The organism is Flavobacterium frigidimaris, from assembly GCF_002217275.1.
Taxonomy (GTDB): Bacteria; Bacteroidota; Bacteroidia; order Flavobacteriales; family Flavobacteriaceae; genus Flavobacterium; species Flavobacterium aquidurense.
This window is the reverse complement of record NZ_MUGV01000051.1, coordinates 42,777-58,987: the sequence shown is the minus strand read 5'-3', so window position 1 is coordinate 58,987 and position 16,211 is coordinate 42,777. Positions and strand designations below refer to the sequence as shown.

The 16,211-nt window shown below is 36.3% G+C and carries 8 protein-coding genes; 3 read left to right on the top strand and 5 right to left on the bottom strand.

Going from position 1 to position 16,211, the window contains the following annotated elements; genetic code table 11:
* Together B0A65_RS22570 and rhaT are read right to left on the bottom strand one after the other, a co-directional pair.
* Positions 1-1,104: class II aldolase/adducin family protein (locus tag B0A65_RS22570; RefSeq protein ID WP_207556485.1), on the bottom strand; the 1,104-nt coding region annotated here is incomplete at its 3' end.
* Between the two features lie 30 nt (positions 1,105-1,134).
* Positions 1,135-2,184 carry an L-rhamnose/proton symporter RhaT gene (gene rhaT, locus B0A65_RS22565; protein ID WP_074663999.1) on the bottom strand — a complete coding sequence of 350 codons (1,050 nt, stop codon included), beginning with the start codon at positions 2,182-2,184 and terminating at the stop codon, positions 1,135-1,137.
* Between the two features lie 393 nt (positions 2,185-2,577).
* On the opposite strand from rhaT, the gene B0A65_RS22560 reads away from it, so the two are divergent.
* Positions 2,578-3,618: a GntR family transcriptional regulator gene (locus B0A65_RS22560; RefSeq protein ID WP_074663997.1), complete on the top strand. Its 1,041-nt coding sequence runs from the start codon at positions 2,578-2,580 to the stop codon at positions 3,616-3,618.
* A 184-nt stretch (positions 3,619-3,802) separates the two neighbouring features.
* Here the strand turns inward: B0A65_RS22560 and B0A65_RS22555 are convergent, their stop codons facing one another.
* From B0A65_RS22555 to B0A65_RS22545, 3 genes are all read right to left on the bottom strand, one after another.
* Complete coding sequence (locus tag B0A65_RS22555) at positions 3,803-5,686, bottom strand: rhamnogalacturonan lyase (protein ID WP_074663995.1); 1,884 nt, start codon at positions 5,684-5,686, stop codon at positions 3,803-3,805.
* A gap of 234 nt (positions 5,687-5,920) precedes the next feature.
* Entirely contained in the window at positions 5,921-8,047 is a 2,127-nt protein-coding gene (locus B0A65_RS22550; protein ID WP_074663993.1) for a hypothetical protein, read from the bottom strand.
* A gap of 174 nt (positions 8,048-8,221) precedes the next feature.
* On the bottom strand, positions 8,222-11,629 hold the full coding sequence (locus B0A65_RS22545; RefSeq protein ID WP_242670342.1) for a DUF4450 domain-containing protein: 3,408 nt from the start codon (positions 11,627-11,629) through the stop codon (positions 8,222-8,224).
* 243 nt (positions 11,630-11,872) lie between these two features.
* On the opposite strand from B0A65_RS22545, the gene B0A65_RS22540 reads away from it, so the two are divergent.
* Together B0A65_RS22540 and B0A65_RS22535 are read left to right on the top strand one after the other, a co-directional pair.
* Positions 11,873-13,240, top strand: coding sequence for a rhamnogalacturonan acetylesterase (locus B0A65_RS22540; protein WP_083370543.1), 1,368 nt, complete (start codon positions 11,873-11,875; stop codon positions 13,238-13,240).
* A 21-nt stretch (positions 13,241-13,261) separates the two neighbouring features.
* On the top strand, positions 13,262-16,117 hold the full coding sequence (locus B0A65_RS22535) for a glycoside hydrolase family 2 TIM barrel-domain containing protein (RefSeq protein ID WP_074663989.1): 2,856 nt from the start codon (positions 13,262-13,264) through the stop codon (positions 16,115-16,117).
* Positions 16,118-16,211: the final 94 nt, after the last annotated feature.

The following is a 16,211-nucleotide window of genomic DNA, read 5'->3' as shown; positions in this document are numbered from 1 at the left end:
TGAATTTGATTTCTTGCAAGTATTGTAATAATCTTTATACATTGCACGGTACGCTTCAAAAGCAGGTTTTAATTTTGCTTTGATGGCTTCAACATCTGATAAGTCTTCGTTTGGATCTAGTTCCAAAACTAATGGACTTATTTTCGTTCTCAAAAAGTGGTCCGGACAAGAAGTTCCAAGTGGAGCCAGCTTTTCCAAATCATTTGAGTTGATGAATTCCAAAACTCTTGCATCATCGGTATAATGTCCGATCATTTGACGCTCTGATGAGCAGAATCCTCTTAAGATTGGAGCTACTTTCGCCGCTTTCAAACTTCTTTCTACTCTATCAAGGCTTTGTATTTTTTGTCCTCCAAAAACAGGACCTTTTTTTCCGTAGTTATCTTCTAAATAAGTCGCACATTTCTCGATTACTTCAAGGGTGTTGATGTAACTATCATAAGAAGTTTCTCCCCAAGTGAAAAGTCCGTGGGAACCCAACATGATTCCACGTAATTTTTTTCCTTTTTTCTCAGCTTCTTCAAGGCAAGATCTCAATTGTAATCCAAGATCAAATCCCGGACGCTGCCAGCCCACCCAACCGATTTCTCCGTCGAATAATTCTTCTGTAATTTTTGCTCCGTCTTTGGCTGCTGCAATGGCAATAGCGGCATCAGGATGCAGGTGGTCAATATGTTTGAAGGGTAAGAATCCGTGTAATGGTGTATCGATAGATGGCGCTTTTGAAGCCAGATCAAAAATACAGTGGTTGAATAATTCTACCATTTCATCTTCGAATTCGATGCCTCTGTAAACGTTCTCCAGATTACGAAGCCTATCTAAATAAAGTGCCGCACAACCTGATTTGGTTAATGTTCCGATATCTCCACCAGAACCTTTAATCCACATTACTTCTGAGCTTTCTCCCGTTAACGGATCTTTGTCCGTAATTTTAACTGAAGTATTTCCTCCTCCATAATTGGTCAATCGCAAATCAGCTCCCAGTAAGTTGGAACGATAAATGAAAAGCGCTACTTCATCTCCTGCCAAAGCTGCCGCTTTTGACTCATCCCATAAATAGCTTACGTGCTTAAAATTCATATGTGTTGTATTTATATTAGACATTGGTTATAATTTGGTTGGTTATTTATTTTCTTATAATGAATTTCCGATTCCGACCAATACGATCGAAAGCATAATTAATCCGATTCCCCATAAAAAAGTTCTGAAAGTCTTTTTCGAAACTCCTGACCATTCTTTCAAATAAAATCCCCAGAAATTGGCTGTAAGGATAATCGTTGCCATGTGTAGAATCCATGAACTTGCTCCGTTTCCTAGTTTGCTCTCTCCCATTCCGTAGAAGAAAAATTGCAAAAACCACATGGTTCCGGCAAGAGCAGAAAAAAGTATGTTTTTAGTAATTGGAGTTGCAGTATTGGTATAATCTCCAAAAGTTTTATTTTTGAAATTAAGGTACATACACCAGATAAAGTTGGTTGTAAGTCCACCCCACATCAAAACAATATACGTTACATTATTTTGAAATAAAGGATTACATCCCGCTACAACAGCTGCTTCGGCCATTGGTTTTCCTGCTTCGATTCCGAAGTTGAAAAAGGAACTTAAAATACCTGATATTACTGCTATAATAAGACCTTTTGTAAGGCTGAAATCTTTGTCTTTATCTTCATGGCCTGTTGCAAAATCTTTTTCTTTCAGAATTCCTGCTTTTCCAGAAATAGCAATTCCCAAAAGACAAACTACAACTCCTAATAAAACCAATTGTCCTCCAGGATTTGAAAGCATATGAGAGAATGAAATTTTCCCTTCAGTTGGATAGATATCATAATAAATAGAAGGTACCAAAGCTCCAAAAGCAGAACAGAATCCTAAGATAATTGAATTCCCAAGTGACATTCCAAGGTAACGAACTCCTAACCCGTAAGTTAGTCCTCCAACTCCCCAAATCAATCCCATTGTATAGGTAAAAGCTTTGATTGTTGGCGAAGCCGCAGCGATAACTTCTGTGAAATGTGGAATCGTTAGATAAGCTGCTATTGGTGGTACGATTAGCCAGGAAAAAAAACCTCCTACGATCCAGTAGCTTTCCCAAGCCCAATTTTTAACTTTTTTGAATGGCATATAAAAACTCCCTGAAGAAAATCCTCCAATGGAGTGAAAAATGATTCCTAATAATGATTCCATTTATAATTTTGTTTGTGGTTATTTGTGATAGTTAATCTCGTTTTGTAAAATAAGAGAATGTAAAAAACAAAACTATCCTGTACTATCCTTTAATGATTTTTACGTTTATGTTAAAACCGAATAGTATTGCAAAGAAGAACACATTTATAGTAGATAAATAAATTTAAAATCTCTATTTTAGCAATCGATTTCGCAATTGTCGTATCCGCAATTGGTATTAAATAAGCAAATTATCAAAATATGAAAGTATTACCTTATTTAATTGGGTAATTCTGCGAAAGAAGAAGCAAAAGTGATGTTCAGAAAGATTTTCAGATTCCGCTTTTAATACAAATTATAATTCAGAATTATGTTTTACTTTTTATCCAAAACATAATTTGCAAGACTTACAAAATGATTAAACTTATTAAAATCGATGAAGATTCAAGGGTTCCAAAATACAAACAGATTGTAGACTCTATCCTGCAAAATATTGCGAACGGAAATTTGAAGATCAATCAAAAAATACCTTCCATAAATAGCTTTAGCGAAGAGTTCTACATGTCGCGAGATACGGTTGAGAAAGCGTATAACATATTAAAGGAACGAAAAATCATTTCTTCTATCAGAGGAAAGGGCTATTATATTACGCGTACCAAACTTGAATCTAAAGTAAATATATTGTTCCTCTTTAATAAATTGAGTGCGTACAAAATGAAAACGTACAACTCGTTTATTGACACGGTCGGAGCCAATGCACATACCGATTTACATATTTACCACTGCGACGAAACCTTGTTTTTGAATTTACTGGACAAGTTTGAAGGTGCATACGATTATTATGTAATCACAACGCACTTTAAAACCGATGAACTGAAACACTTAAGTTTTACAGATGATGTTGTAAAAGCTATTCAGAGAATTCCAAGAGAAAAACTGGTTATCATGGATAATATAAAGCTTAATATGGATGGTGAAATCATCAAGATTTATCAGGATTTTGAAAATGATATTTACAATGCCTTAAAAGAGGGACTTTCGAAAATAAAGAAATACAAAAAACTTATTTTAGTATATCCTGAGAAAGCCGTCTATCCTTACCCACGCCGCATCTTACACGGATTTAGAAAATTCTGCGTGGAATATGAAATCAATTTTGAAATTCTGGATGAAGTTTACGATGATATGATTCTTAAAAAAGGCGATTTGTTTATTACTATTGAAGAGTCAGATCTGGTGAATTTGATGAAACAAATCAGAGATGAAGAATACGAATTAGGAAAAGATATTGGCGTTATCTCCTATAATGACACACCATTAAAAGAATTACTGGGTATTACTGTAATGTCTACCGATTTTAATGTAATGGGAGAAACCGCCGGCCGAATGATTTTGAATAAAGAAAAAGGATCGGTTAAAGTGCCTTTTAATTTTATTGATAGAAATTCTATTTAAGGTTCTAAGATACTAAGGTTCTGAGGTTTTTTTTAAAGATGCTAAATTGCTGAGATACTAAGGTTGTAGAATAATCTCGCAAATACGCAAAGTTTTTTAGATAATTATTGAATAGCCTCCAGCTTTATCTGGAGGCTATTCAATATAATAGTCAAAAACCTTAGAACCTAAGTATCTCAGCAACTTAGAACCTTTCCTCTAGAACCTTTGCACCTTTGTCACTTTGAACCTTCATTAAAATAATGTTGGGTTTCGGAGCTGGTTTCATGTCTTTGCCCATATAAAAACTCGTATGTGGCGGCTGATTGTAGCCTACATTTTGCCAGGCAATACTTAATCTGTATTGTGGGTCGTGCATTAGCGTATATTGTCTGATTTCGGTTGGAATAGTGGTCGAATAAATTCTTAATTCTTTATTGTCTTCCGATCTTAAAATTAACTCTTCGCGCCAGTCTCCTAAAATATCTGCAGAAAGTGCCGGTGTTGATTTTGTTCCGTTGTTTGATGCTGCTCCGCTGGCCGTAAATAATCTTCCTGCATTATATTTGTCTATATAATTTGCATTCAGAAGTTCTCTTGAAGTATCGCCATCCCAATAAATTAAAAAATTAGTTGATGTGGGTGCTTTTCCAATCACATTTCCTTTCATATCATGCAAATCCGGAGAACCTGACCACCAACATTGTGCTCCCTTTCTGGTTGGATCTATATTGTCAGCAACGCCACGACCAACATCTTTATCAAGTGAATCGGTAAACAAAACTTTTCCATCAGCGGCAGAAAAAAAGGTTACTCCCGGACCTGTCGTTCCGTTTTCTATTTCATGAATTCCAAAAACTTCCAGACCTGGAACATCCAGATCAAGATCGGTAACATGCAAAGCATCGCCATGCCTGAAACCTGTTGTATACAAACCCTGCCCGTTATCATCTACACACATCGATCCGTATATAATTTCATCTTTTCCATCAGCATCTACATCAGCAACTGTTAGTCCGTGATTTCCCATTCCGGAATACGGATTTTCGGCATCTTTACTATCAAAAACCCATCTTGAAGTCAGTTTACCATTTTTAAAATCCCATGCAGCCAGAACTGTTCTTCCGTAATAGCCGCGACACATTACAACGCTCGGGTGAATACCGTCCAGATAAGCGATACACGCCGTAAAACGATCTATTCTGTTTCCTTTGGTATCGTTTCCACCGCTTCCGCCATGTCCACCCCAACCAGCAAGATCACCACGCTGTGCAATATAATCTACAGTTGTAATTAGTTTTCCGGTTCTTCCATCAAAAACCGAAAGATATTCAGGACCTTTCAAAATTTTACCAAAAACGGGAGAATTCGGATCTCTGTCTACCCAGTCTTTCGAAGCATCACCCACTACATTATTTTGGCTGTCGGTAGTGCCATCTGCTGTTTTGCAGACGAATTCTGAGATTCCGTCACCATCCAAATCGTACACCATAAACTGTGTATAATGTGCGCCTTCGCGAATGTTTTTTCCTAAACAAATTTGCCATAGAAACTTTCCATCTAAAGTATACGCCTGAAATATTGGTGGGTCTGTAATTCCTTTAAATGAATTGTCCAGACTTTTTCCGGTCATATGCACGATCAAATCATACCTTCCGTCACCATTTAAATCGCCAACAGAAAGATCATTCGGAATATAACCTTCAACTGGTTTTAAAACAATTGACAAATAATCTTTATCCGGACTTGCAGCCGGAATAGTAAAACTCCCTTGTGTATCCGTTTCTTTTCCTTTTAAAACCGTCTTTACAAACCACGTATTTTCTTCCTGCGGATTTGCTTTGGAATCTACAAAATTGGTTGCTCCTGAAATTGCTTTGTCATTCAGTTTTATGGCTTTTTTAGCACCACTTTTTCGGTATAAATTAAAAGCCAAATCATCAGCATCAGTTCCTAAAACACGCCAACCAATAAAAAACTGACCTTTGTCTTTAACGGCAATAATGCCCCGGTCTAAATTTTCCATTTGTCGTTGCGCAAATATGGAACAAGAGAAAAACAATAATAGTAATAGTAATCTATTTTTCATAATTGATTTTTTTATTTATAAAGTTTCACGCAGATTTAAAAGATTTAAGCAGATTAGCACAGATTTATTTTAATGCAATCTTTTCATTCCGACAGAGGAGGAATCTCCGTAAGTAGCTCCGTTGCTATTGGTGACAATCTTTGTAGAGTTAGTTGCGGAGATTCCTTGTTCATCGAAATGACAAACTGTGCCTAAAACTAAAACTTAGAACCTCAGAACCTTAGTACCTTTAAACTAAAACATCTTCTTAAAACCTTCACTCTTCACCTTCCATGTACCGTCTTTTGGAAAACCAGGATTTTCTTCTGTCGTTCCGTCCCAACCAGCGCACATCATGGCAACCGCAGTTAATAACCCTCCGTTTCCGGGAAGGTACAAAGTCAGTCTTTCTGCCTGATAATTGTGTCCGTTTTTCAAATAGGTGTTTGTTGTTACGTTCATAAACAAAGCATCAATTGCTTTATCCGGCATGTTTAAACGCGCTGCAGACATTGCGGTCATCGGGAAATCCCAACCCCAGGTTTTGTCCCAGGACCATGTTTTCCAAACCAGATCAAAGGTATTTTTCATGATTTTTTTATCCAAAAGAGAAGTTTCAGGAAGCATCCCGAAAGTTCCTAAAACGGACGGATGATCTGTTTTGAATTCTGGATTGGTATAAGAATCTGTTGCGCTTTCTGTTGCTAAATAAACCTGATCAGCAACTGGTAAAGGCGATAATTTTGCTAAAACCGTTTCCCATTTTTCAGGTACTTTTTGGTTTAATTTTTTCTTCCAGGCAATGGCAGTTTTTAAAGCCCAATTCCAATACGCCAATTCATAGGTTGGATTAAAAGTTTCCATTGCTTTAAAACGTTCTTGTGCCGGTATCACGCCTGGCCCTAACACATAACGATCGTTTTTAGCATCGTAATTAGCAAACGAAGCCATGAAATCTGCTGTTGCAAAAACGCGTTCGCTGTATAAATTTAAAGTAGCTGTTGTAGGTTTGTCACGGTATATTAATTCGGCATAGGTAATAAAATGAGGCTGCTGCCAGATTAAAAATGAACCTACAGAGGACGGACTTTCATTCCCATCAGGATCTGTCATTTTTTGCCATCTTGCACCATCAAAACCTTGTCTTTTGGCAATATTTTTAGCCTTATCAAAAACTTTTTGATACCACGGAAGACTTTTTTCTAATAACTCCGGTCTTCCCCATAGTGCAAAGTGAACACCATGCCACCAATGCATTTCTAAGTGCGGTTTTCCATACCAACTGTTATACGTTAAACCTGTTTCCTGCGGTGGTACTTTTCCTGTACATTGCACTTTTGTTAAATATTGTGATAAAATCACTCTTCGCTCTAATTCAGGAGCGCGTTTGTCTGTACTTCCAGAAAAATCTACAGCTGCACCACTTTTCCAAAATTGCTCCCAACCTTTTATGCTGCTGTTTTCAATCTCAGCAAAAGAAGAATTTGCAGCCGATTTTTTATTTGCTACAGCAAAAAGACAACTTAATTCTAAAGTATTGGTATTTAATGCTTCTACTACAAAATAATGATCTCCTGCCTTTTTGATTTGTGCAGTTCCTTTCCAGTTTAAATTGACATTGTATGAAATGCTGTCCATCACATGCGTCACAACTGCTTCGTTTTTCGACTTCTCAACAAGAGTACTTTTGTAATCCTCTTTTCCTTCCCATTTTGTTCCCATATCGCCCCAATCTCCGGTTGGAAACGGAATTCTCAAACTGATTTTTAAACGCTTTTGCTGCAATAAATCTGACTTAACTTTTACGCCAATAGCATCTTTTTCCTGATGTGAAACTGTAACAACTGTTACCGGAATTCCTTCTACTTCAAAATAACTTTCAATTTCTCCTGTCCATAAATTCAATTTTTGAGCAATCGATTTGATGTCTTCGGGTTTTGCCAGACTTCCATCTTTTTTCGTGATTTCAAAACCTAAATTCCCCAACTGCAATAAATGCGGATTTTGTCTGAACCAGTTTACAGCTTCAACTTTTCGCGCCGGTTCTTTGATCTGAACTGTATATGAAATGTCTCTGCCATACTGTTTGTAATCACGTAAAGTCTCTGAGAATTTATATCCTTTTGTATTTTTATAACTATCCCATCCCCATTCTGACTGTGTTCCTAACGGAATTCCGTTTTCGTATTTCTTAGGAAATGTCTGCAATCCGGTGGCATCAACGGTAAAAGCAAAAGCGCCGTTTCCGACGGTCAAAGAAGCCAAAGTATCGATGGCTGTGATTTGAACATTATGTCGGGTTACCAAAGCTTTTCTGTCTATTTTTTGTGCAGACAACGACAAGGAAAATAATGCCGTAATAATTAATTGATATTTTTTCATTGCCTATAATTTGGTTAAATATGCCGCCCCACTGGGGCTTAAATCTTGGGGTTAATCTTTTTCTATAAACATATTGCTCCTCTGGAGCATTTTAAATTTTAGTCACACAGTTATCTAATTGACATATTTTCTAATTTTCTAATTTTCTAATTTTCTAATTTTCTAATTTTCTAACTATCTAATCAAAGTCACACTCATCAAACCCATCACTACATCATTTGCAATCGTTCTCAAAGTAAGATTCTTTAATGTTTTGTTTTTATTCAATGGCAATTCCAAAATCGTTCCGGCGCCGCCATCAATTCCGTAACTTGAAAAACCTTTTATGTTTGTAAAATCTTTGAACGTTCTTGAAATTTCTCCCGATTTAAAATAAACTCTCGGAGGTTTTGGTGCATCTGTGGTAAAAGCCAGTCCGTCAACAAAATAATCCTGCTCAATTGGCCACCAGTTTTCCGGATTTTTTAACGGTAAAACATCTGATGTTCCATCTGTATATTCCACTTTAATTTCGCCATTTATAATGCGGCTTTGCATTGGATTTGTTGTACCGGCCACCATAAAATAAGCGTGTGAAGCTTTTCCGTCAAGCGGAATAGTAACCTTTTCAGGAAAAGTATCCCACATTGAAGTGAAAATAATATTCTTTACCTTTTCATCAGAAGGCGTTTGAAACGGAATTCCATTTGCAGTTCTAATTTGTCCGTTTGCTTTTGCTTTTTCGCGTAAGCCTTTATCATCAATTTTTACCGAAACATTTGGATAACACCAATTTCCAATTCCTTGTTTTGGCAATTGTAAAGTTACCGTTTTGGGTCTTGGTGAAAGATATTCGTAATTGAAAATATCGGTTACTTTGGAATTAAAAAAGGATGAAAGTGAAATGGTTTCTGTTTTTACAGCTTTATCCAGAGGCACATCCCAATTTGTTTCTTTATTGGATTTCTCTTCAGTTTTAATATTCAAATCAATCGGATTCCACCATGATAATTCACCTTGTTTTAATTCAATAAAAAACGTTTTATGACCATTGCCATTTACTTTTGCCGCAAGAGCATTATCCATTTTTGAAATCTCACTTAAAACCGATTGCGGATCCCTAACAGAAATAATTTTAGCTTTAGAAGCTATCAGATTTATCGATTGTACGGAAGTATAAAGTGTTTCTGCTTTTAATTCTTCTAAAACATTTCCTTTCCAATTTACAATAACATCATAAACCGGATTAAAAGGCATTTCAATACTTATTTTTGGCGCTCCGATACTTTCCGGAATCAACTTCCAACTTACCTCTTTTCCATTTACTTTAATATTTTCTATTGCATCAAAAGGCGCATTTAGAATCAATTTTAAATTCATTTTTGACGACAAACGATTCTCAATTTGATAGGTATCTTTTTTATTTTCTCTTTTGAAAGAAAAAGTAACATCCGGAATTTCTAAAGAAGCTTCCTTCCATTTTGAAGGAAAACCGGGCTTTATTGTTAAAACTCCTGCAAGAGCGTCTGGCTGAATACCGTAAAGGCCTTCGACTAAAGTTCTTGATGCCATCCCGATTGGATCTGCAAAATCACGGTACAATTCACCACGAATGGCATCCTGATACATCAGTTGCTCAAAACCTCCCGGAGAAGCACCTAAATACATGCTTTCAATAAGTGCACTTTCCCACATTCTATAGGCTTCATCCGTTTGACCTCCTTGCCAGAAAGCCAATGCAGTATGCAACTGTTCCGCCAAAGCCACATTGTTGATAGACCACGTATAAGGCTGCCAATTGGTGGTGCTGATCATATAAAGGTCTTTTTTATCAAGACCTTCTGCCGAAATTGGAATATGCGGAATTTGATTTTCGACATATCCCAGCATCTGATAACTTTCAAATGGGTTCGACAGCTCCGAATCTATCGTGTGGTAAATGCTCCAAATGCCAGGCGTGTCATGTAATAATCGGTTTCCGAGTGCGTCTTTATATTCGGCAAAAATTCCTTTATTCGGAATCCAAAGTTGGTCGTTTGTTGCTTTTAAAATTTTATCTGCTTCTTTAGAAAACGGGCTCGCATCTTCGTTTATTTTCTTTGCCGTTTCAGCAACTGTTTTATTAGCATAATAATTATAGGCAGAAGAATGAATCACGCCGCCGCCGCTATATTGCAAGGCATCACTCGCCCAAATGGTTGCGTATGCATCATAAAGTCCGTCTCCATCTGCATCAAAATTTCGTTTTTCCCAATTCAAATGTCTTTGGATTGTTGGCCACATTTCTTTCATAAAAGCAGTGTCACCTGTCCATTTAAAATGACGAAGCATTTCATCTATAAAAACCAAATTCATATCGTAATGATGGGCTACAGTATTTTTATTTGGGCTTCGGCTAATGTATCCACTGCTGAACATTGCCGTTCCTATTTCTTCTTTTTGACGTGCCAGATTCTTTTCTTCATCAAAAACAACCGGACCACTTTCAGGACTTGTAACCTGCGATTTACTATAACTTTCAAAATGTGATTTTGCCCTGTCGTGCCATCCCAAAGGATCTGCCGTATACGCACCACGCCATGCATTTAAGTACATTCTCCAGGCAATCGCACCATGAAGATAGGCGGGACTTTCCCAAATTCCATCGGAAGCAATGGAAAGTGCTGCACCTAAAGTATTAATATAAGGATCTGGAGTAACAACTTTAACTCTATTGGCTAAAAGATGGGTTTCCTGAACTGATTTCTGATACAATTGAGCTGATCCTTTTTGAGAAACATCAACTTTTAGATCTTCAGTTGCTAAAAGCCAATAGTTACTTTTTTCAGTAATTGAATTTATTTTTCCTGTAATAACAGGCAAAGTTTCTGCATTAGAAGTAAATAATTCCAAAGGAGTTTTTTGTTGATTGGCATTCGCTAAATGCGTTTCTGATTCCGGAAAAAATCCAACCAGACTTTTATTATTTCCTGTTTTTTGTTTGTTGGTTTCAGAACCATATTCCAACAAAAAAGATTGTTTTTGGATCGTATATTTATTGTTGATGCAATAGTCCGGCTGTAAATAAAATACAGATTCCGGATCAGCACCAATATCGCCGTCACGACTAAATTTCTTACCTGTAGCGCCACCAAACGCCCAGATTAAATTACTATTTTTAGCTACATTTTTACCGTATACTTTTACAATAAAACCTTCTTTTTCTTTTAAAGCAACTACATCAACAAACAATTTTCCATTTCCTAAAATAGGATCTTCAATGGTATATTGCATGATTCCCAAAACATATCTGGTATCAATTTTAGAAGCTTCGGTAATCCATTTGCTTTCTTTTCCGTTTACTATTCCAAGCTTGAAGTTGCCACCCATACCCGGCATATACATCGCAAACTCAGGTAAATCTCCGGTTTCAACTCTAAAACCAGTATTCGAACCATACAATGCGCGGTTAAATTTTCGGATTCCGTTTTTCAATACAAAACTGTTTCCCTCTGGCACATAATGTATTTTACGTACAGGCTTTTTTTCCTGACTATATATAATGGCAGAACAAAAAAAGAAGGTACCGATAATTACAAGTATATATTGTATTTTTATTTTCATAAATTTCATTAAGGGAGCTATATCATTGTAAGTTTTCAAACAAGTAGTTTTACCTATTTATTCTTAATTATTTAATAATTTAACCGCAATTTCTCTGTTTTTTTATGGTATAGCATCCTGTACCTACCTGATTTTTATAATATAATAATTTACAATACTATATTATTTTAACATCATAGTACAGGATACTATATAAAATCGGAACTGTTAGCTTTGAAAATGAAATAACTTAAATCCAAAAAATTGATAAAAATCAGTACTTTTTTATGCGTGTTTTGTTTTGTTATGCCTGCTTCTATTTTTGCAATGCATGTTGACAATCCTTTAACTAACAATTGCTTTTTATCAAAAACAATTTCTTCTGATAGTATTAAAAACAGCAAATCAATTTCATTTCATTTTAGCACTTCAAAAAATGTAAAAGAAATTTCGATTGACAAACCTTTACTTTACGATTCAAATACAGGATATGGTTTTGATTTTAATTCTTCTTCGAAAGTAAAAATCAATGCCACTTCTTTTTCTTGTGAAAAACCAGCTTATTTCTCCGTACAACTTCCGGAAGGAAATTATCAGGTCGAAGTGACTATGGGAAGCAACGAAAAAGCTTCAAATGTTACTATTAAATCAGAGTCAAGAAGATTGATGGTAAATCAATTATCAATTCCAAAAGGACAAAAAGTAACAAAAACATTCAATATCAATATCAGAACACCAAAAATCGATAATCAAGTAAATGTTACACTTAAAGACAGGGAAAAAGATATTTTGGATTGGGATGATAAACTGACGCTGGAATTTTTAGGTCAAATTGCTATTCAGGATATAAAAATCACATTGAAAGATAATCTTACGGTTGTTTATTTGGCCGGAGATTCAACCGTAACCGATCAGGATGTGGAACCTTGGGCTTCCTGGGGACAATTTATTACCAATTATTTTGATGACAACGTGGTTGTCGCGAATTATGCTTATTCGGGATCTTCGTTAAGTTCTTTTAAAAATGGAAATCGTTTAAAAAAGATACTTACCCAAATTAAAAAAGGGGATTATCTGTTTGTGGAATTCGGACATAATGACGAAAAAATCAAAGGCGAAGGAAATGGTGCCTGGGGATCGTATTCAGATCTATTAACCGAATTTGTTCAATCTGCAAAAGAAAAAGGTGCTATACCAGTTTTAGTTACACCAACACAACGCCGTTTCTTTAATAAAAATGGCACCCTAAAAGAAACGCATGGTGACTTTCCTGCTGCTATGCGTGCCGTTGCCCAGAAAAATAATATTGCTCTGATTGATGTTACTAAAATGACAACCGAATTATACGAAGCCTGGGGCGATGAACCTTCAAGAAAAGCTTTTGTACAATATCCTGCCCGTACTTTTCCGGGACAGGAAAAAGCGTTAGACGACAATACTCATTTTAATAGTTTTGGCGCAAACGAAATTGCACTTTGTGTATTAAAAGGAATTCGTGAACTCGATATTCCATTAAAAAAACAAATCAAAAAAGAAACACCCAATTACAATCCGAAGAAACCAAATTATATTTCGAGTTGGACACTTCCATTAAGTGACCGATTTGAAATTGCTAAACCAGATGGTAATTAACCATTCCAGAATTCACCAATTATGCAACTAAAAAACACTATCCAAAATCTTACTCTTGCTGCGTTTACACTTTTGCTTGCGCAAAACGGCAATGCACAACAAACCGACAAAATTTATCTTTCAGGTAAAGATTTTGAACACCCTGTACAATGGGATTTTTATTGTACCGGTGGCAACAATAGCCAAAAATGGTCCAAAATAAACGTTCCGTCGCAATGGGAATTAGAAGGTTTTGGTGAATATACCTATGGACGCTGGTACAAGGAATTGGAACAAAAAGAACCTAGCAAGGAAGAAGGTTTGTATAAATATGAATTTGAAGTTCCTGCGGATTATAAGGATAAAAATGTTTTAATTGCTTTTGGCGGTGCCATGACGGACACTGAAGTAAAAGTAAACGGAAAACTGGCAGGAGCGATTCACCAAGGTGGTTTTTATGAATTTAAATATGATATTTCCTCTTTACTAAAATACGGTTCTAAAAATATTTTAGAAGTTCATGTTTGGAAACATTCTGCTAATAAATCAGTAAATGCGGCAGAAAGAAGAGCGGACTGGTGGTTATTTGGCGGAATTTATCGCCCTGTTTGGCTGGAATTTGCGCCAAAAACTCATATTCAGAATATTGCTGTAAATCCTAAAATGGATGGCTCCGTTACTGTTGATTTGAATCTTAAAAACATTCCGAAAAATGCCACTTTAGAAGCAACACTTAAAGGTTTAAATGGAGAAGATTTCCAAACTTTTACTTTTCCTATTAAAGCAAAAAGCAATACAGCAACTATTGCAGCACAATGGAAAGGCATCAAGACGTGGAATCCGGAAACTCCTAATTTGTATGATTTACAATTGGTTTTAAAACAAAACGGAACTGCAATTCACAAATATGATAAACGAATTGGTTTTAGAACTCTGGAGTTTAGAAAGCAGGACGGAATTTATGTTAATGGTACTAAAATTATCATGAAAGGAATTAACCGTCACTCGTTTTGGCCGGAAGGCGGAAGAAGCACCAGCAAACGCATCAGTGAATTGGACGGAAAATTAATCAAAGACATGAATATGAATGCGGTTCGCGGTCATTATCCTCCAGATACACACTTTTTAGAAGTTTGCGATTCCCTGGGGCTTTTTGTTTTAGATGAATTAGCGGGCTGGCAAAACTCTTATGATACCGAAACCGGGAAAAAATTAGCAACTGAAATGATTACACGTGATGTCAATCATCCTTCCGTAATTATTTGGGATAACGGAAATGAAGGTGGATGGAACTATGATACCGACAAAATTTTCGCCAATCTTGATCCGCAAAAAAGAATTGTAATTCACCCCTGGGCCGATTTTAACGGTTGGGATACACACCACTATCCTACTTATTTAACCGGAATGCATCGTTTTAATGCGGGTGAAAATGTGTTTTTTCCAACGGAATTTATGCATGGAACTTATGATAACGGACATGGAGCAGCTTTGGAAGATTTTTGGAATCGTTATAAAGAAAGTCCATTGTTTGCCGGAGGATTTATGTGGGCGATGTTAGACGAAGCCGTAAAACGCTCGGATTGGACTGGCGATGTTAAATTTGATTCGAAAGGTTCGCTTGCCGCGGATGGAATTTTAGGACCTCATCGCGAAAGAGAAGGAAGTTATTATACAGTAAAAGAAGTTTGGGCGCCAATTCAGTTTCAGCCAAAACAGGTTTCTGAAAATTTTGATGGTTCATTCTTTATCAAAAATGATTATTTATTCAGCAATTTGAATACCTGCAAAATGGAATTTAAAGTGATGAAAGCAGAAAATAATGTACTTTATTCTAATGGTGTTTCATCAGCAATAAGTTCTGGAAAAATTGAAATTCCGAGTATGGATCCTGGTGAAACCCGTAAAATTCAATTTGCCGTTCCAAATAATTTTGCTGATGGAGATATTTTATCCATCACGGCTTACGATCAGTTCAATAAAGAAATTTATACCTGGACATGGCCAATTCATAAAGCTTTGTATTATGCGAATAAATTCTTAGCTGTTCAAAATACAAAGGCAAAAGCATCAGCGGTAAAAACTGCTAGTACTATCACTTTAAAAGGAAGTGCTATTACCGTTATTCTAGACACTGCAACCGGAGAAATTTCATCTGTAAAAAATGCAAATTCCAGTATTCCGTTAACAAATGGTCCACGACCAATTGGAATGAAAGCCAAATTAAAAGACATTCAGGTTTTACAAGACGGAGATAAGGCAATTTGCGTTGTAAATTATACTGGTGGATTAGCTTCGATTAAATGGATTATGGAGCCGGACGGAAGATTTAAAATGGAATTGGTTGCCCTGAAAAATGCTTCTGGCGGCGAAGGTTTTGATGGTGCCTTTTTTGAAGATAAAATTAGCGCTTTCGGAATTACTTTTAGTTTTCCGGAGAAAGAAGTTACCGGAATTAAATGGTTTGGAAGAGGTCCGTACCATGTTTGGAAAAACAGAATTAAAGGAACAACTTTCGGCATTTGGGAGAAAGACTATAATAATACTATTACCGGGGAAAGTTTTGAGAATTTGATTTATCCTGAATTCAAAGGTTATCACGCTAATTTATTAGGAGCAAACTTAAAAGCCGGAACATCATCCTTTAAAGTTTTTAGCGAAAATGACAATTTGTTCCTAAGATTATTTACACCCGACCTACCTAAAAATGGTTTCCCGGGCAGTTATCCACAACCACCATTTCCTGACGGAGATATTTCGTTTATGTATGAAATTCCGGCGATGCGGGATTTCAAACCTCTGGAACAACAAGGACCTCAAAGTCAGCCAACGAATATAAGAATCAAAAGCGGAGATGATGGGATAAAGATGAATTTGTGGTTTGATTTTAGAAACTAAAAAAAGTTTCAGGTTTTCTTTGTTTGCTCCGCCAATTCGGCTAAAGCCTCGTGTCAGGTTTCAGGTTTCGGGTTTTAATACTGGATAATTTAAC

Bases quoted from the DNA above. Each gene is read 5' to 3' on its own strand.
- B0A65_RS22545 (WP_242670342.1), bottom strand. From the start codon at position 11,629: ATGAAAATAAAAATACAATATATACTTGTAATTATCGGTACCTTCTTT.
- B0A65_RS22560 (WP_074663997.1), top strand. From the start codon at position 2,578: ATGATTAAACTTATTAAAATCGATGAAGATTCAAGGGTTCCAAAATAC.
- B0A65_RS22555 (WP_074663995.1), bottom strand. From the start codon at position 5,686: ATGAAAAATAGATTACTATTACTATTATTGTTTTTCTCTTGTTCCATA.
- rhaT (WP_074663999.1), bottom strand. From the start codon at position 2,184: ATGGAATCATTATTAGGAATCATTTTTCACTCCATTGGAGGATTTTCT.
- B0A65_RS22550 (WP_074663993.1), bottom strand. From the start codon at position 8,047: ATGAAAAAATATCAATTAATTATTACGGCATTATTTTCCTTGTCGTTG.
- B0A65_RS22535 (WP_074663989.1), top strand. From the start codon at position 13,262: ATGCAACTAAAAAACACTATCCAAAATCTTACTCTTGCTGCGTTTACA.